Origin of the sequence: Colwellia psychrerythraea, from assembly GCF_000764185.1 — a bacterium.
Lineage (GTDB): Bacteria > Pseudomonadota > Gammaproteobacteria > Enterobacterales > Alteromonadaceae > Colwellia > Colwellia psychrerythraea_B.
On record NZ_JQEC01000040.1, the window covers coordinates 1 to 17,170 of the forward strand.

Annotated in this window: 12 protein-coding genes; 6 read left to right on the forward strand and 6 right to left on the reverse strand. The window is 38.0% G+C overall.

Features of this window, described 5'->3' with window-relative positions; translation table 11 throughout:
• Positions 1 to 267: 267 nt before the first annotated feature.
• Together pckA and GAB14E_RS09225 are read left to right on the forward strand one after the other, a co-directional pair.
• Complete coding sequence (gene pckA / locus GAB14E_RS09230; protein ID WP_033082847.1) at positions 268 to 1,905, forward strand: phosphoenolpyruvate carboxykinase (ATP); 1,638 nt, start codon at positions 268 to 270, stop codon at positions 1,903 to 1,905.
• Positions 1,906 to 2,427: 522 nt separating this feature from the next.
• The gene (locus GAB14E_RS09225) at positions 2,428 to 3,009 is read left to right on the forward strand and encodes a PEP-CTERM sorting domain-containing protein (RefSeq protein ID WP_033082848.1); all 582 of its coding nucleotides are present in this window, start codon (positions 2,428 to 2,430) and stop codon (positions 3,007 to 3,009) included.
• 230 nt (positions 3,010 to 3,239) lie between these two features.
• Here GAB14E_RS09225 and envZ read toward each other — a convergent pair whose 3' ends face one another.
• The 3 genes from envZ to GAB14E_RS09210 form a co-directional block, all read right to left on the reverse strand.
• Complete coding sequence (gene envZ / locus GAB14E_RS09220; protein ID WP_033082849.1) at positions 3,240 to 4,529, reverse strand: two-component system sensor histidine kinase EnvZ; 1,290 nt, start codon at positions 4,527 to 4,529, stop codon at positions 3,240 to 3,242.
• 21 nt (positions 4,530 to 4,550) lie between these two features.
• Positions 4,551 to 5,273 (reverse strand): osmolarity response regulator transcription factor OmpR, encoded by a 723-nt coding sequence (ompR, locus tag GAB14E_RS09215; RefSeq protein WP_033082850.1) that lies wholly within the window; start codon positions 5,271 to 5,273, stop codon positions 4,551 to 4,553.
• Between the two features lie 168 nt (positions 5,274 to 5,441).
• Positions 5,442 to 5,963 carry a hypothetical protein gene (locus GAB14E_RS09210; RefSeq protein WP_033082851.1) on the reverse strand — a complete coding sequence of 174 codons (522 nt, stop codon included), beginning with the start codon at positions 5,961 to 5,963 and terminating at the stop codon, positions 5,442 to 5,444.
• A gap of 112 nt (positions 5,964 to 6,075) precedes the next feature.
• Between GAB14E_RS09210 and GAB14E_RS09205 the strand changes: the two genes are divergently transcribed.
• Positions 6,076 to 6,558, forward strand: a complete 483-nt coding sequence (locus GAB14E_RS09205) for a TlpA disulfide reductase family protein (RefSeq protein WP_033082852.1) — start codon at positions 6,076 to 6,078, stop codon at positions 6,556 to 6,558.
• Between the two features lie 76 nt (positions 6,559 to 6,634).
• On the opposite strand, the gene GAB14E_RS09200 is transcribed toward GAB14E_RS09205, so the two are convergent.
• Positions 6,635 to 9,325 (reverse strand): family 20 glycosylhydrolase, encoded by a 2,691-nt coding sequence (locus GAB14E_RS09200; protein ID WP_033082853.1) that lies wholly within the window; start codon positions 9,323 to 9,325, stop codon positions 6,635 to 6,637.
• 266 nt (positions 9,326 to 9,591) lie between these two features.
• Complete coding sequence (locus tag GAB14E_RS09195; protein ID WP_033082854.1) at positions 9,592 to 10,428, reverse strand: mechanosensitive ion channel family protein; 837 nt, start codon at positions 10,426 to 10,428, stop codon at positions 9,592 to 9,594.
• A 247-nt stretch (positions 10,429 to 10,675) separates the two neighbouring features.
• On the opposite strand from GAB14E_RS09195, the gene GAB14E_RS09190 reads away from it, so the two are divergent.
• The 3 genes from GAB14E_RS09190 to GAB14E_RS09180 are packed head-to-tail and all read left to right on the forward strand — an operon-like array spanning position 10,676 to position 15,036.
• On the forward strand, positions 10,676 to 13,126 hold the full coding sequence (locus GAB14E_RS09190) for a DUF748 domain-containing protein (protein WP_231562057.1): 2,451 nt from the start codon (positions 10,676 to 10,678) through the stop codon (positions 13,124 to 13,126).
• A gap of 51 nt (positions 13,127 to 13,177) precedes the next feature.
• Positions 13,178 to 13,906: a potassium channel family protein gene (locus tag GAB14E_RS09185; protein WP_052093767.1), complete on the forward strand. Its 729-nt coding sequence runs from the start codon at positions 13,178 to 13,180 to the stop codon at positions 13,904 to 13,906.
• Positions 13,907 to 13,929: 23 nt separating this feature from the next.
• A complete protein-coding gene (locus tag GAB14E_RS09180) occupies positions 13,930 to 15,036 on the forward strand; it encodes an AI-2E family transporter (RefSeq protein WP_033082856.1) in 1,107 nt (368 codons plus the stop codon).
• A 155-nt stretch (positions 15,037 to 15,191) separates the two neighbouring features.
• Here GAB14E_RS09180 and GAB14E_RS09175 read toward each other — a convergent pair whose 3' ends face one another.
• A complete protein-coding gene (locus GAB14E_RS09175; RefSeq protein ID WP_052093768.1) occupies positions 15,192 to 17,168 on the reverse strand; it encodes a glycoside hydrolase family 3 protein in 1,977 nt (658 codons plus the stop codon).
• Positions 17,169 to 17,170 lie beyond the last annotated feature (2 nt).

A 17,170-nucleotide genomic window follows, 5' to 3' on the forward strand; every position in this document is an offset into this window, starting at 1 on the left:
GTGGTAGTTAATGTCTAGACAAAACTCCTACATACCCCCTTACCCAGCTGCATTATGACTTGTTTTAACTGAATAAAAATAAAATATCCTACAAGCATTCATAAAACTTATAGTGAAAACTTTCACATTAAAGCATTTTTTACTTTCGTTTTGTTCGTGATTATCCTAAAATAGCCACAATGAAGACAGCCTGAAAACTTTCAGCACGTAATTCATCACTTATATTACTTAAAATAGAAATTTGTCATACTTAGGAGTGAACTTGCTATGACCGCCCCGAAAAACTCAATTGATTTGTCACAATACGGCATCAACGATGTTAACGAAGTTGTTTATAACCCATCGTATGAGTTACTTTTTAGTGAAGAAACTAAAGCTAGCCTTGAAGGCTTTGATAAAGGCGTAGTGACTGAGCTAGGTGCTGTTAATGTAGACACTGGTATATTTACCGGTCGCTCTCCTAAAGACAAATATATTGTTCGCGATGGTGTAACCCGCGATACAGTATGGTGGTCTGATCAAGGTAAAAATGATAACAAAGCTATGACACCTGAAACATGGGATCATTTAAAAGGCTTAGTAACTACACAACTTTCTGGTCAACGTTTATTTGTTGTTGATACTTACTGTGGTGCAGATGAAGCAACACGTTTAAAAGTACGTTTCATTACGCAAGTTGCTTGGCAAGCTCACTTTGTTAAAAACATGTTCATTCGTCCAACTGACGCTGAATTAGAAACTTACGAACCAGACTTCGTAGTAATGAATGGTGCTAAAACAGTTAACGATAAATGGCAAGAGCAAGGCTTAAACTCTGAAAATTTTGTTGCTTTTAACTTAACTGAAAAAATTCAATTAATTGGTGGTACTTGGTACGGCGGCGAAATGAAAAAAGGTATGTTCTCAATGATGAACTACTACCTTCCGCTACAAGGTATTGCCTCTATGCACTGTAGTGCCAACGTAGGTAAAGATGGCGACACCGCTATTTTCTTCGGCTTATCTGGTACTGGTAAAACAACGTTATCAACAGATCCTAAACGTCAACTGATCGGTGATGATGAACACGGTTGGGATGATAATGGTGTATTTAACTTTGAAGGTGGTTGTTACGCAAAAACTATCAACCTAAGCAAAGAAAACGAACCAGATATCTACAATGCTATTCGTCGTGACGCTTTACTAGAAAACGTTACCGTTGATGCAAATGGTAAAATTGATTTTGACGATAACTCAAAAACTGAAAACACCCGTGTTTCTTACCCAATTCATCATATTGATAACATCGTAAAACCAGTTTCTCGTGCTGGCCACGCTAAGAAAGTAATTTTCTTAACCGCTGATGCATTTGGTGTATTACCACCAGTTGCAAAATTAACGCCAGAGCAAACTGAATATTACTTCCTTTCAGGTTTTACGGCTAAATTAGCAGGTACTGAGCGTGGCATTACTGAGCCGACTCCTACTTTCTCTAGTTGTTTTGGTGCTGCTTTCTTAAGCTTACACCCAACTCAATACGCTGAAGTTTTACATAAACGTATGGAAGCTGCCGGCGCCGAAGCTTACTTAGTTAACACTGGTTGGAATGGTACTGGCAAACGTATTTCTATCAAAGCAACACGTGCCATCATTGATGCAATCCTAGATGGCTCAATTGATGATGTAGAAACAGAAATAATCCCATTATTTAACTTAGAAGTGCCTAAAGTTTTAGCTGGTGTTGAAGGTGATATTCTTGACCCACGTAATACTTATGAAGATGTGAATGTTTGGAATGACAAAGCAGAAGATTTAGCAAAACGTTTTGTTAATAACTTTGAGAAGTTCACCGACACAAACAACGGTAAAGCGTTAGTTGCTGCGGGTCCTCAGCTTGAAAAAGACGAGTTAAAAGCTGTTAGTTAATCAATAAAACTAACCAATAAAAAAGCCACAAGTAAGCAATTACTTGTGGCTTTTTTAGTTAACCTGAACTCTGGATAATGAGTACTTGATGTTTAAGTAAAAATAACAACTTACGGTTATTAACAATAAAATTCAACAACTTAAATAGCGATATACGCTATCAATGTTTCAATTCATTCGATTATCAAGACAAACGTTTATCAATAACGGGTTATTTATCGACGTTTTAACGCTGAGAATTGGATACAAGGGAATATTGAGCAAATGCTGCTTATCCAGAGTTCAGGTTGGTTACTAAGTTTAGAGATAATCTTAGCCTTGCTGCCCCACCAAAATTTATAAACTAAAATCAACACTGTCAGTTAACTTTACATCTGAGTAGTGCTGAATTGATAAAAACATTCATTTAATATTAAAAACAATACTTTATATATTTGGCATTAATAGTGCTTATTAATTGTGCTTTATAAGATCTGATCGTCTGATCAGAGTTTCTCACTAATAACATATATGGATATTAAAATGAAAAAAATTGTTTGTTTACTAGTTTTTATATTTGCAAGCTCGGCAAATGCGACGTTATTATCTTTTGATGATTTAGAGAGCGCTGGTAGTGGTAATTCAAATCACTCCTCCTATAGTAACCAAGGGTTTCAGCTAACCACCACTTCAGCAGGTTTTGCATCATGGTACCAAGACAATAGTGCCTACAATGCTTCAGCTGCACTATTTAATAACCATGCTAATGGAGTAACTCGTTTGTCTGCAATAGACGGCTCTTTATTTGGACTTACTTCAATTGATTTAGATACAGTGTATGCTAACGATAATGGTCCATCTCCTGTCGAATTCCTAGGGTATGATATTAATGGCCAATTAGTTGCAACCGAAAATATTACTCTAACTAGTGATGCATGGGTAACACTAGATTTTTCATCTTCTTTCAGTAATATTGCCTATGTTGAATGGACTCAAACAACTAGTTATCATCAATTTGATAATGTATTAATAAATGGAAGTACATCTGTGCCAGAGCCATCGTCAGTAGTATTACTGGTACTTGCTCTCGCAGGTGTTGGGCTTTCAAGAAAGAGACTCTTATAAGTTAATTGATATATTACTTTTTAAAGAGCCTCGATAATCGAGGCTTTTTTATCCTTAACGAATAGTTTGCACTAGAAGCTTAATAAAACAGAACAATATGTGATAAGGCATTGGCCGGTGAGAGTGATTATTCAGCGAATAATCTCCTGCATTATCTAAAAATCAAAACCCATCTAGCGTTATGATCAAAATCATATCGGAATAATCACTTTAATGAAATAAAGATACCATTAAAATTTAAGTGGCAAACATACTTTGGCTTGCAACCCACCTTCTGGCTTATTAGATAAAACCACACTTCCGCCATGGGTATCAACTATCCTTTTGATAATCGCTAAACCTAAACCACTACCTTCTGTGCCTCGGGCAGTATCACCTTGGGTAAAGGGTTGAAATAATCGCTCAATATCTGCCTCAGGAATACCATCACCATGGTCACTGACAATGAAAAAGGCATACTCACCCTCTACACCAGTAAACACCTCTATTTCATCTGTGGTATATCGAAGAGCATTCTGTACTAAGTTAGCAAGCGCACGTCTAACAGCTACATGGCGTAATGGGATCTTAGGGCAATCACCAGCATGGAACTCAATCATCCGATCATTTGGTCTTTCAACGTTGAGTACTTCATCAACTAAGACATTTAAGTCACCTAACTCGGCTTTGTCTTTTGAATCATGGCGAATATAATCAATAAACTGATCAATTATATTATTCATATCATCAATGTCAGTTTCGATACCTTCTTTTAGAAAGGCATCTTGCTCTTGCATCATTTCACTGGCTAATCGGATACGTGTTAACGGCGTACGTAAATCATGAGAAATACCCGCCATTAATAAATTTCGGTCATCTTCAAGTTGCTTAATGCCTTTTGACATGTGATTAAAGGCTTGTGTAACCGCCATAATCTCAGAAGTCCCTCGCTCAACCAGTGGTTCAGGGAAATCTCCTCGGCCAACATCTTCTGCGGCTATTTCGAGTGACTTTAACGGTCGGTTAAGTTGTCGTACAAATACCCAGCCGCCCATAACACTTAATAAGCCAATAACTACCATGAAGAAAATAAGCGGAGAAAAGCTGCCTCTTTCCATGCCACTGAGCGGTATTTTTACCCAAAGGTGTGGTGCTTGTGGAGCCCTAATCCAAAATAAGTATTCATTACCATCAGAAATTCGCACTTCTGCAGGGCCGCCAAGTAATAGCGACATTTGCTCAGAACGATAAGGGTATAGACCTGCACTGGCAAGACCAAAATTAACCGCATCTTCTTCACGATACACGCCAATACCGGTCTCATTGTGAAACGCTTTAGCCATCTTAGGACTTAATTTGGCGTCATCAATATCAATGAAAACCACTCGTACCTGTTTAGCCAGCAACTGATTTATTTGCTGTTGGTGAGGGTCAAATACATAAATTGCAAAGGAAATGTAAGAAACGATTTGATTGATAAAAAGTAAAAAACCTATCAATAAAACCGTTTGGCCGAAGGCGCTACGAGGCAATATTTTCATACGAATATTATCAGAGATTCACTACGCAGGAGTACCATCAGGTACAAAGACATAACCTAAACCCCAAACAGTTTGCAGGTATCGTGGTTTAGCTGGGTCTATTTCTAACATACGTCGTAATCGTGATACTTGTACATCAATGCTGCGTTCTAATGCCGAGTAATCTCTCCCGCGAGCAAGATTCATCAGTTTATCGCGTGAAAGCGGCTCTCTAGGATGAGTTACTAAGGCCTTTAATACTGCAAATTCGCCACTCGTTAACGGCATGCTAACATCATCTTTTTGCATTTCACGAGTCGCTAAATTTAGTTCATAACCACCAAAACTAATAATATTCTCTTCTAAAGCAGGAGCTCCTGGGGCTTCTTGTGTACGACGACGTAATACCGCTTTAATTCGAGCTAATAACTCTCTCGGGTTAAAAGGTTTTGGCATGTAATCATCAGCACCTAACTCTAAGCCAATAATACGGTCTACTTCATCGCCTTTAGCGGTAAGCATTACAATCGGTATATTGTTGGAGTTTTGACGTAAACGACGACAAATAGATAGGCCATCTTCACCTGGTAACATTAAATCAAGCACTAACAAATGAAAGTTCTCACGTTCAAGTAAGCGATCCATTTGTTCAGAATTAGCGGCACTGCGTACAGTAAAACCTTGTTCAACTAAGTAACGCTCTAACAATGAACGTAAACGCATATCATCATCTACTACTAAAATTTTAGGTGTTTCTTGAGTCATATTGTATCTCACCTTGCTCAGTTTGCTTTTCATTATAAATCTGGAGTTAACGCTACTATAAGTGATATTGCTTACAATTAGAAAGTGACAAGCGTAAAACAAGCTAAGTATTTGTTACAATTTATGTAATTACTAAGGCTAAGTAGGCTCTGGCGATTAATGACTCAATTATTTCAAGTAATGAATGCTTTGCTCGGTAACACATTGAGTGAAACTTTTTTTGCGTTCCTCATGTGAAAGTGATGACACGGCTTGTTTTACTAATAACATCTTTTGCTCGCGTTCGGTTTTTGGCAAATGAGCAAGTTGCTGCTGAAAACAACCAAACAGGCCAAAATTAAGTGCTGTATCTGATTGCATAGCATCACCACCTAAGCAATTAGCTAGCTTTTCAGCTAGGATATTTTTATCCATCTCTGTGATTAAATGCTTTAAATTATAATCAACTTTGTCCGTTTTTCTGACTTGATTACAGCTAAAAAACATATCCGCTACTGCGACAACAGGGATTAACGCTTGGTGTTGTTTACTGAAACGTTTTTTTAGCCATTCATTATGTGCTTTATTACTTTCAGCTGGCTTTGATGGGTTAATGCTCGCGGTCGAGTTGGTTGAAGCTAACCACCAAGCGTGACTTGGCGAGGCGTAACAAACAAAGACTACCAGCAATAAATTTAACTGTTTTTTCATATCATTAGACTCGAACTATTTGTTTAAATGGTATTTATGCACACTTGGGATATTGTGCATCACAGCTAAAACTAAGTATAGTTAACTTATGTATAAAGATTGAAGGAAAAATATGCCCTATCTAGCAAAAGCGTTCTCGAATCTATTCGCTATAACTATTTTTTTAATGTTTACCTGTAATACTGCCCAGGCAAATGATCCAGCCAATGAGTTTGCACAGGCCATAGCTAACAATAAAGGTAAAGTCGTTTATGTAGATTTTTGGGCATCGTGGTGTGTACCTTGTCGTAAGTCCTTTCCATGGATGAATGCTATGCAAGAAAAATATCAAGCGCAGGGCTTGGTGGTATTAAGCATTAATCTTGATGCACAAAAAAAATTGGCTGAGCAGTTTTTACAACACACTCCGGCTAACTTTGCCGTTATTTATGATAAGCGCGGCACATTAGCAAAAAAATTCCAATTAAAAGGTATGCCCAGCAGTTACTTATTTGATCGCCAAGGTAAACTTATTAGTGCCCACAGCGGCTTTAATGGTAAGAAACAGAAAAAATATCAACAAGAAATTGAGCAAGCGCTAACCACTAAAAGGTAGAATTCAGTCATTAAGATATAAAGAGACTACAATTTGCAAACACTAAGCAGCTCTTTAATATTGTTCTATCTTATATTTAGCGTTGAGTTACCACCATTGCACGACCTGCTCGTTGTTTGTCTAAGGTACGAGCCCTAACTTCCAATTGCCCTTTAACCATTACTGGCTCTCGATAAGCCAGCCATTGCCCACCTTTAATTTGGTATTCAATAGGTAAACCTTTAATTGCTATATTTAGCGATAATACACCAGAGTCAATGTTTGCACCTACCGTAGGTACGCGATAAAACACCCCTGCAAGATCTAATTTTGCCAGTTCTTTTTCACCAATTGTAATGGAAAATTCTAACCATTGTTTATCGCGGTTTTGGCGAAGTTTTTCTGAAAATACATTAGTATTTTTATCGTATTTAGCACCATGTTCATTATAAGGCACCTGCCAACTCGCTTGATGCCAAGCACGTTCTGCTAACGCCAATAATCTTGGATAAAGCATGTATTGTGCTTGTGCATCACTGCGTACAGTTTCGCTCCACAGCTGGCCCTGAATACCACTAATAGAAAATCCCTTAGGTAAAGGTTGATGGGTTACCTTACCCGACTTATCTCGCTGTTTTTCATCATTAGCTAGGTAACTTTGACCTAAAGTATCAAAGCGAAACTCGGCATGAACAGGTAAGTTATCTGGCATAAAATTGAATAAAGAACGCGTGGTTACACGTCTTGATGCCCAGTGGTAGCCACGCTCTTTTGGATCTATTTGATAAGGAAAATCAAAATATAAAACATCCGGGGTTGATAAAATTATATTCCAATTACGATGGGCTTGCTCACTGAGCTGTTTATGCGCCCCCCAAGGTAGTGCATCCCAAACATACGAATAAACTTGCCCAGGCATTTTTGTGACATCAGTTTCTTTTAAACCATCATTCCAACCGCCAACAGCAATACCTTTACTAGCCACCATGTGCGCAACACGTTCGATAAAATGTGCGCCTAGATGTTTAGCGTCTCCAAAGTTATTAGTTGTATCGGCAATTAAGGCCTGACAAACAGGCGATTCAAGCCATGCACCTGCCGTTTCATCTGCACCAATATGATAAAGCCCCAACGGGTGTTCTGCTAGTTGATGTAAGGCTTTTAAATCGTCTAAAACCCGATCAACAAAAGTATAAGTAGACTCCATGCAAATATTTAAGGTGTTGTCGTTATAATTTTGAATTGAACTATATTGGGTTTTATCAGTAAAATCGGTCAATAAGTAGCGCTTGGCTTCTGTCTCATTTTCCTGATTCATATAATAGTGATATCTGGCTTCCATCGCTTTAATCGCCGCCCTTGAATGTCCCGGCATATCTAGTGATGGGATCACTTGAATATGGTGTTTACTGGCCATACGTAATATTTCTTGATAGTCATCCACACTATAATAGCCATCCCTGTCGTTAGCCCCACCGCCAAGTTGCGGCTGTAAACACTGCGTATCTGATAAGTCCAAACAACGTTTACTGCCAATTTGAGTTAATTCTGGCAGGCTAGGAAGCTCTAGGCGCCAGCCTTCATCTTCAGCTAAGTGAAGATGTAATTTATTTAGTTTATATGCTGCCATCTGTTTGATCAGTGAAAACATAAAAGCTTTACTGTGAAAATTTCTCGCCACATCAACATGCTGACCACGGTAATCATAATGAGGTTGGTCTTCAACATCCACAAGAGGTACGAGTGTAGACCTTACCGTAATTAGGCTTGCTAAGCTTTGCAATGCATAGAAAGCGCCACTGCTATCTTGCGCCTTTATAATGATAGCGCTGTCACTTATAACTAATTGATAATGCCCTAAGCGCCAATCGGCATGTTTGTGATCATTTAATTCAATATTTACGGCAATACCTATACTGGTTTCTTTTATACCTAAAGTAGCTAAACGCTCAAAAGCAGCCACTACCTCTGGGTATTGAATACCACCACTTAAATTTACCTTTATGCCATTGGCCAAATCTAATCGCGCGTTTTTATCTGCAATTACAATCGATTTAGGTGTGGGTATTATTGCAAAAGCAACATGGCTATTATCTGTGGATCCTTTGGGTTCATTATCATAAAGCCACTGAGTTGAGGCATACTGGTTAATATCATCAGGCGAAGATTTTATTTGTTTAGGTAAATTAGTAAAAGGTATTACCCAAGGTTGAATTTCTAAACCAGTATCTTTATCAACTTGGCTGAGCGTGCTATCAACAATAGCAGCGGTTAAGCCTTCTTTTGCCAACCAGTAATTGGGCATTAATTCAGATTCAGTTATCAGCGTACTTTTCACCCATAACTTTACTTTATGAGTTTGCCCTGCTTTAAAACCGGTAAAGTTGGCTTTTGGACTGACTTGGTGAATATCACCGTTCAGGTGTGACAAATTCAGTTGTTCACTGCTACTGACATAACTTGGATACACTTGTGAGTAATTTAATTGCCATGATTGTTTATCGGTAAAATAAGATCGGCTAAGCTCTGGCAAACTCAAAATAATTTCAGCACTATAACAATGCTGAACAGGTTTACCTTTTAAGTCTGGGCAATCAGTTTCAACATTACTAAAAAATTTATATTTGACCTGCAAATTTTTAGCCAGTGCATCAAGCTGCTGCTGTGCGGTTAGTGTCTCTATTAATTTCGGCTCTGAAGCTTCATTAATCTCAACGATCTGCTTCTGACAGGCAGATAGCAGTAAACTAGTGGCGACTACTGAAAGGTAACAAAGGTTTTTAATCATAGCTTTGACTCGGTAATTAATGCAGTTGTATTTCAACTTATTTTGTTGAGGTGTTTATCCTGCTTATTTATTCGGTAAGATACTCACTCTAATCAATAAACTAAAGCAGCACAGGAAACCACCAATAAGAATACCTGTAAATAAACCAAGATTCTCTATTAATGTATTATATATCAAATAAAAGCAGTCTCTGCCAAACTAAAAAAACCCATTTCAGCGAGCTGAAATGGGTTTTAAAATAAGTGCTAATACCTTACTACAAAAGTTTAACCAATCTGTGTTTGGTGCACATGAACATCACGCTGAGGATAAGGAATACTGATGCCAGCTTTATCAAATTCAACTTTAACCTTTTCCATCATGTCAAAGTATACAGCCCAATAATCTTCAGCTGTGGTCCAAGGTCGTACAAATAGGTTTATTGAGCTTTCACCATGCTCGCCAACCCAAATGTCAATGGCTTTATCTTTAAGTACACGCTCATCAGCTTCAAGCATTGTCCGTAACAATGTTTTGGCTTTAGTGATGTCATCGTCATAACCAATACCAAAAACCATATCAACACGACGCGTACCGTTAATATTAATGTTGGTTACACAACCGTTAGATAACAAACCATTAGGAATGATTATACGCTGATTATCAAAGGTTTTTAGTATGGTATTAAAGATTTGAATTTCTTCTACAGTACCAACATAACCCTGTGCTTTGATAGCATCACCATTTTTAAATGGACGGAATAATAAAATTAATACACCGCCTGCGAAGTTAGCCAAACTCCCCTGCAAGGCTAAACCTATTGCTAAACCAGCCGCACCTAATACAGCGATCAGCGAAGCTGTTTGAATGCCTATCATGGAAGCAAAGACGATAATTTGAATGGCTTTTAATAATGTACCTAAGATGCTTAATAAAAAGCTATGTAAAGTTGCTTCAACTTCTTTCTTCTTTAGCGCTAATTCAACTAAGCCAAGCACTCTTTTAATGATGAAGTTACCAGCTAAATAAACAACAACCGCTAATAAAAACTGTACTCCAAACTGCAGTCCCATTTCACCGAGCATTTGTACATAATGTTCGATTTTCTCTATATTGATTTCCATGAAAATGATATCCTAGACCGTGTTAAATTATAGTTAATAGTAACATTAACCTTTAATTTACAATTGTATGCTCTTTACAAAATAGTGTAAATTAAATTCCGCGTTATTTGAGCCTATCAAGCACGTATGTAAACACCCTATAGACCTTAATACTTAACAAGGAATGTCCTTTATTATGGCCAGCTTGCTGTCTTTTTTCACTCACAAATTTTTCAAAGTTGTAATAACTGTATATATCGGCTTATTCATGCTTATTTGGCTAGTGTCTTCACCGGTAGCAAAGCACTTTATCAGCCCGATTTTAGCAGAAAAACAGTTACAATTATCTGATAATGCTAGTATCAGCTTTAATCCTTTCTTAATGAGGTTAACGTTAAGTGACATTACCTTAACCAGTACCAAGTATGAAAAACCTGAAGATGTTTTTTCACTCGCCGAATTAAAAATTCAAGTCACATTATGGCAACTGGCTTTTGATAAAATAGTTATAAGCAAGTTTACCCTTGGGCAAGGCAACTTAAAAATTACTCAGCATGATGGTCATTTAGTGATTGCCGGTATTGAAATAGCCAATGAAACACAAAGCCAAGAACAAAAAAGTAATCAAGGCACAGAAGTAACTAACACTGATTTTCCTTACCAATTAATACTACCAAAACTAGTGCTTACTCAATTTGATTTTGAAATAGAAAGAAAGAGTAATCAACAAAAAAATAAAACCCATCACATCACCATTGAACAATTGATCTTAAGCCAGTTAAAAGCAACTCAAAAACAACAAGAAGTCCACTTAACACTCAGCGCTCTAGTTGATGAAACGCAATTAACGCTGACCGTCAATACTCAGTTAACCTCAGGTGAAGGTGACATTCGTAGTAATATCCGTATCGATAATTACCCTATTAAGAAACTAGCTCGTTATGTTGAACAACTCTCCGAGCTCAATGGCCAACTATCATTTGCTAGCCAGCAAACTATAACGCTAGCGGAGCAAAGCACCAATATTCGCGTAGCTAAAGCGGCAATAAAGCTGCAGGCACTTAATTTAGCCGTAGCAGAACATAGCTTAACTCTACAAGACTTACAGCATGATTTTTCCAATGTTGAAGTTGACTTACAAGATAATAAAATTACTCACCTTGCCGGCGATAGCAGCATAAAATTAACCGGTGCTGAGCTAAAGAAAAAATCGAGTAATGCAATTATTGCCGCCTTTAAAGCACTTAACTTAGCCGATATAGACTTTCTTTTAGATGATGAGCCTAGCATTGATATTGCTAATGTAGTGCTTGATGGCTTTATTTTCTCTAAAAAAGCGACATTAACCGATGTTATTGCCCAAAAGGTTATCGATAGAATTAATAAACGTTCACAGGAAGAGGGCCTTGATATTGCTGCAGAAGCCATTGTGAAACTACCACCTGTTATGCAATTAAAACAATTAACTGTAAATAACCTTCATATCCATGAAAAAAGCATCGCCATAAACAGTATTATTATTGATAGCTTAACCGGTGAAATTATTGTTAAAGAAAATAAAGAACTTGCTAACTTAATTGCTTTAGCGGAAAAACCAGCCGAAAAAAGCATTGAAGTAGCTAAGCAACCTATTGCCATAGAAAAAGAATTACTACTTGCTGAAACTGAAGTGAAAGATGATAGTTTTGTTTTTAGCTTCAACGAATTACGTTTTATTAATGATAATTCTTTCGACTTTACTGATTTCAGTGTTGATCCTATTTACCAACGAACTTTATTTATTGATACACTTACCGTTGGTGCGCTAAGCAACAACAAAGAAAAACAAAAAGAGCAAACACCATTTGCCCTCAAAGGTCGTAGTAATAAATATGCAAACTTCCAATTAGCTGGTTATCTACAACCTTTTTCTGACATTGCCAGCTATCATCTAAAAGGCGATTTCAAAGAGTTTTCATTACCTGCAATATCATCTTATTTGAAAGAATCGACCGGTCTTGAAGTTAAAACGGGGCGACTTAATACCAACTTAGATATTACTTTAATAGGTGATGAATTAGATGGTAACGTTATTGTTTTATTAGAAGCGCTTGAAACAAGTTTAGTTGATAGTGAAGAAGCAGGTAACTTGATTAACCAAGGGGCTTTGCCACTAAATATGGCCATGGGCATGCTAAAAGATAGTGACGGTAACGTAGAGCTTGACGTACCTTTAAGTGGCTCAACCGCAGACCCACAATTTGGTTTAAGCAGCATTGTTACCCTAATAACAAAAAAAGCCATTATGTCTGCTACACAAGATTACTTACTGACAACTTTTGTGCCGTACGCAAACATAGTATCTATTGCCATAACTGCCGGTGAATTCGCCTTAAAATTACGTTTTGATGATTTAGAGTATCAAGTGCAGCAAGTCGAACCCGGTGAACATCAAAAGGCCTATCTAAAAGACTTTATCGCGTTAATGCAAGAAAAAGACGATACTCGTGTCACGTTTTGTGCCATCAGTACGCCAGCAGATATTGGTGTTAAAGCAGGGAGTACCATCACCGATAAAATCCAGATAAAGCGTTTACTCGACCTAGGAGAGCAACGTGAACATGCCTTAAAAGATCACTTAATTGAACAAGGTAAAATAGAATCATCTCGTATTTTATTCTGTAAACCCCAAATAGACAGTGATGAAGGCGCATTACCGCGTATTGCAATATCGGTATAATAAGATAACCTATTCACATTACACTAAAACTCGAGAAACGCTTTGAAAACAATGACTCGCCAAGATAATTTTATTTATCTCACTTTCTCTTTAATTTTATTATTACTGGGCACGTCATTAGCGCAACAGTTTTTTGATGATTCAGTGCCCCGTTTGGTGCAATCGGCCATTATAGTGACTTTGTTAGTGGCTGTGTGGGGAGTAGACTCTAAAGATTTCGTCTTACGTAAAACCTTTATTTTCCCGTTAGCCATTTTATTCTTCTCGTTTTTTGGTGCTTGGCTTGATGATGCTGGTTTTGACCAAGTCTATTTACTGCTCTTACTGAGCTTTCTTATCTCCAGCGCCTTGCGCACCGCTAAACAAGTGCTTTTTACTGGTGAGATTGATGGCAATAAAATTTTAGGTGCCATTTGCTTGTATTTATTAATGGGCCTTATCTGGGCTGTACTGTACACCCTAGTACAACTAACTTTTCCTGGCTCTTTTACTAATATCAGCACTGACAGTGCTTGGTTTACTCTATTTCCTGATTTTATCTATTTCTCTTTTGTAACTATCACTACCTTAGGTTTTGGCGATATTTCACCGCTTTTGCCTATTTCAAGGTTCTTAGTCTATTCAGAGGCCATAGTTGGTCAATTTTACATGGCCATTTTAGTAGCGAGTTTAGTCGGTTCCCATATGAGTAACTTTGGTGCTAACAATAAATTACCTAAAAACATTCCAATAAAAAGTGAGACTGCGGATAAAGTCACACATAAACAAGCAAAACAATAAGCAATTAACGAAAGGGACAAACAATGAAAAATTCGCCAGAATTAACAAGTGATCAAGAGTTTAACCGTAGGGTTATTGATGTAGCGATCAAGCTAGGCGCCATGGCAATGATTATTTTGTGGTGTTTTGCTATTGTGAACCCCTTCATATTAATCACCGTATGGGCAGCTATTTTAGCTGTTGCGTTATTTCCATTACACGTAAAACTAAGTACGTTGCTTAAAGGTAATAAAAAAATTGCTTCCATCATTATTGCGCTTGTCGGGATTTCAATTATCGCCATTCCATCAATTAATCTTTCATCCTCTGCCATAGATTCTGCCCAGCATGTTTATACTGGCATTGAAGAAGGCACGCTAAAAATCCCTGCGGCAGATGAAAGCGTTAAAGAATGGCCGTTAGTGGGAGAATGGTTGTATAAACTTTGGCAAGATGCCTCACAAGATATTCAAAAAGTGGCAGGGCAATACCCTGCACAAATTAAATCACTTTCCAGTACCTTATTATCAGCGGTAGCCGGAATTGGTGGCGGTGTTTTACAATTTATCGTTTCATTAATTATTGCCGTGGTGTTTATGGCCAAATCTACACCACTACATCGAGGCGTTAGCAAACTAATGCGCCGTTTGATGAATGAAAATGGCGATAGAACCATTAACACAACTATTGCTACTATTCGTAGTGTCGCAACGGGTGTTTTAGGCGTTGCCGTTATTCAATCACTATTATCTGGTGTTGGGTTAATGATTGCTGATATACCTGGCGCTGGTATTTGGGCAATTGCCGTGCTCATCTTAGCCATAGCGCAATTACCGCCAATTTTAATATTAGGTCCGATTGCTGCTTATTATTTCTCGGTAGCAGATACCACACCAGCAATAGCATTTTTAATCTTTAGTATTATTGTTAGTGCTAGTGACGCCTTCTTAAAGCCATTATTTTTAGGCCGAGGTATGAGCATTCCGATGTTGGTTATCTTACTAGGTGCCATTGGCGGTATGTTATTGTCTGGCATTATCGGTTTATTTGTTGGCGCGGTAGTATTAGCCTTAGGTTATGAATTAATGATGGATTGGTTAAGTCAAACCCCTGATGATGCAGACAAAGCCATTGAGACTAAAGACAGCTAGTATCAACTGCTTATTTTGTTAATAAAGTTAAGCCAAAAATAACAGCATAAAAAGCCGCATCCCCTTTGGAGTATACGGCTTTTTTATCTAAGGCTTCAGGCTAATTTTTTATAGCCAAGTTACAGTGAACAACAATAACAAATAAAAGTAATGGCTTATTTTTTCAAAGTCACCGGTAGCTGACCTTGCTCTTTTACTTCATTAACAATAACCGCCATACTGGCATTAAAACCAGGGCTAACAGCCTGCTGGTTAATATCGAGATAAACTCTATCATCAAAATTTAGTAGTACTGTATCCGCTAATTCACTATATTCGTTTATCAAAAAAGGTGAACCTTTAGCAATAAGTATTGCTGGTGTTTTTATCTTATTAGCGACAATAAGTACTTGTTTCAATAATGTTGCATAGCTTAGCTTTTGTTGCTGCTGTGCGGCACTACCATAACTTGGTTTTAAATCATCCATACCACCTAAATCCACTAAGCTTGCGGTTTTAATGTCAACTGTGGCAATTACCACGTCACTCTGGGCAAGCAAACTCTCTGCCTGAGCATCAAACTGGTTAGTCTCGGCAACAAAAGTACTGACTTTCACAGCCGCTAACTCACTTTTAGATAATTTCTTTGCTAAAGCATTCGCTGTCGCATAATTAAGTGCCTCTAATTCTCGCTGATTGGCAACAACCAAGTGTATATGTTTAATTGTTGTCGCATTAAGCGGCAAGCGCTGATTATCTTTCAATACAGTAACTGCTGCATCAGCAAGGGCTTGCTCTGTATCAAGGTGGTGGTCATTGGCAATAATGCTTTTAGCCGTTAATATTTGCTGCGCTAATGAAAGATCGCTCACATCGACATATTGCTCCTTATATTTATTAAGCCTAGCAACTGATTCTTTGAATTCTTCAGCGTGATAATTACCTTGCTCAATTCGCTGCCTTAATGATTTAGCAACAGCTTTAATAAAGTCATTAAATGCCACAATATCCGCTGGAGTTCTCACTTTAAAAGGCATCACCGCAAGATCAGCGCCGGCGATAAAAGTTTCTACCACAGCTTCAACTTCGCTAAAAAAATGGCTAACACCGGCCATATCTAAAGCATCAGTAGCAATAATGCCCTCAAAAGCCATATCTTCTCTTAATAAGTTAGTTAAAATTTTACGGGACATGGTCGCTGGACGAATTAGTTTTTCACCATTTTTACTGACAAAAACACTGTCATCAAGTGTTGGGTATTGAATATGAGCCGTCATGATCATCGCAGGATCACTGTGCTTAATCGCCCAGGCAAAAGGAGCCAGGTCAACTTTATCTATGGTCGTCCTATCATGGTCAACACGTGGTAAACCTAAGTGACTATCAACATGTGTATCACCATGACCAGGAAAGTGTTTAAGTGTTGCCATCACGCCTTGTGCCTGAATGGCGTTAACAGCACTAGCGCCTAGTTCTGCCACCTGCTCAGGGGACTCACCAAATGAGCGCGTATTAATCACTGGGTTATCAACATTGGTATTTACATCAACCACAGGGGCATAGTTATTATTAATACCTAAGGCTTTTAGCTCTTTTGCTATAACCCCATTAACTTGACTAGCAAAATGAGTTCCGTGTTGTTGGTAACTCGCGCCAATAGCCATATTACCAGCAAAAGTAGTCATTTTAGTAAAGCGAGCAACACGTCCACCTTCTTGATCCATAGAAATAATTAATGGTTTAGCTTGCGGTGATTGCAACGCGGCTTGCTGAATATCATGGTTTAGTTTAACCACTTGCGCTATTTCTTGAACATTCTCAGCAAATAAGACAATACCGCCAACATTTGTGCTGCGAATCAATTGCGCAAGTTCATTTGGCAGTACTGTAACTGCTTGTCGACAATGCTTTGACGTTGGCACACTTGGCTTACCATTAATATCCGCACAAAAGTAACGTATATCTAGCGACATTCTTTGTGCAATTTGCTGCTCAAACTCGGTAAATACCAAGTGATTAGATTTAGTGGTCATATTTTTTTCAATTGCCTGACTTTGACAAGCGCCGAGCGCCAATGAGATTATTATAATTAGCGTACGCACAATTAAGTGAATAGGAGTTTTTATCAAAAGGGTAACGGATGGCTTATTCATCT